This is a genomic window from Chromobacterium sp. LK11 (genome assembly GCF_001043705.1).
Taxonomy (GTDB): Bacteria; Pseudomonadota; Gammaproteobacteria; order Burkholderiales; family Chromobacteriaceae; genus Chromobacterium; species Chromobacterium alkanivorans.
In genome coordinates this window covers 1-1,567 of record NZ_LDUR01000065.1, presented here as the reverse complement: position 1 = coordinate 1,567, position 1,567 = coordinate 1, and the positions used below count along the sequence as shown (strand labels likewise).

The following is a 1,567-nucleotide window of genomic DNA, read 5'->3' as shown; positions in this document are numbered from 1 at the left end:
GCCGAGGCGGCGCTGGTGGAGATCTGGCAAGGGCTGCTGGGGCTGGAGCGCGTCGGGGTTAGGGACAACTTCTTCGCGCTGGGCGGCGATTCCATCCTGAGCATCCAGATGGCGTCGCGGGCGGCGGAACGGGGCTTGCGCATCAGCCCGCAACAGGTGTTCCGCCATCCGACGATAGCGGAACTGGCGGCGGAGAGCGGCGCGGCGGAAGACGTCGGCGCTCAGGCGGAGCAGGGCGAGGTGGAAGGCGAAGTGAGGCCGGGTCCGATTCAGGCCTGGTATCTGGACTGGCCGGGGACGGACTGGGAGCAGTTCAGCCAGGGGGCTTATCTGGGCCTGGACGGCGTCGTCGATCCCGAGGCGCTGATCGCCGCGCTGCAGGCGGTGGCGCAACGCCACGACGCGCTGCGGATAGGCTGGCGGCGGGACGGCGAGCGCTGGATTCAGGAAAGCGGCGCCGGCGCGCCGGTGGAGGTGAAGGCCGTGGATTTGCGCGGCCTGGCCGATGCCGAGGCCGCGCTGGAGCGCGACGCGGCGGAACTGCAGGCCGGTCTGCGTCTGGACGGCGCCAGCCTGTGGGCGGCGCGGCTGTATCGGTTGGACGCGGGCTGGCGCTTGCTGTGGCTGGCGCATCACGTCTCGGTGGACGGGGTGTCGTGGCGGATTCTGCTGGAAGACCTGTGGCGGGCCTACGCGGCGCTGAGCCGGGGCGAGGCGGCGGCATGGCCGGCCAAGACCATGTCGTATCAGGCCTGGTCGCGGCGGCTGTGGGAGTGGGCGGAGACCCTGCCGGAATCGACGCTGCGCTACTGGCGGGAGATGGACGCGCCGGGGATGTCCCTGCCCGGCGTCGGCGCGGGCGAGGACACGGTGGCGGCGGAGTCGCGCGTGTCGCTGCAGTGGGACGCGGAGACGACGGAACGCTGGCTGCGGCAAGCGGGCGAGGCCTATCGGATGCGTCCGGAGGAATTGCTGGTGGCGGCGCTGGCGCGCGCCTTGCGCCGATGGACGGGCGCCGAGGAATGCGTGCTGGACCTGGAAGGCCATGGCCGGGACGGGCTGGCGGACGTGGACGTGTCGCGCACCGTGGGCTGGTTCACCAGCCTGTATCCGTTGCGGCTGCCGCAAAGCGGCGAGCTGTCGCGCGAGCTGAAGTCGGTGAAGGAGAGGATGCGCGGGGCGCCGGACGGCGGCATCGCTTACCACGCGCTGCGCTACGGCGGCCGTGGATCGGAGTTGGGCGGCCATGCGCGCACGGTGTGTTTCAACTACCTGGGCCAATGGCGTCTGGACGAGGGCGGCGAGCCGCGCGCGACATGGCTGGGCGAGCCGCCGGGCGGGACGCGCTCGGCGGGGATGGCGCGACGCTACGCGCTGGACGTGGTGGCGCAGGTGCACGAGGGCCGGCTGCGGGTGGACTGGCTGTACAACGCGGCGCGGCAAGAGCAGGGCGCGGTCGCGGCGCTGGCCGAGAGTTTCCGCGCCGAGCTGGAAGCGGTGCTGGCGCATTGCCTGTCGCCACAGTCGGGCGGCCTGACGCCGTCGGACCTGCCGCTCGCCCATCTGG

At 72.4% G+C, this 1,567-nt stretch carries 1 protein-coding gene; it reads left to right on the top strand.

Translation table 11 applies throughout. The features are described 5' to 3' along the window. Positions 1–1,567, top strand: a 1,567-nt coding sequence (locus tag VK98_RS22560) for a condensation domain-containing protein (RefSeq protein ID WP_048416168.1), incomplete at both ends; no start/stop codon positions are given.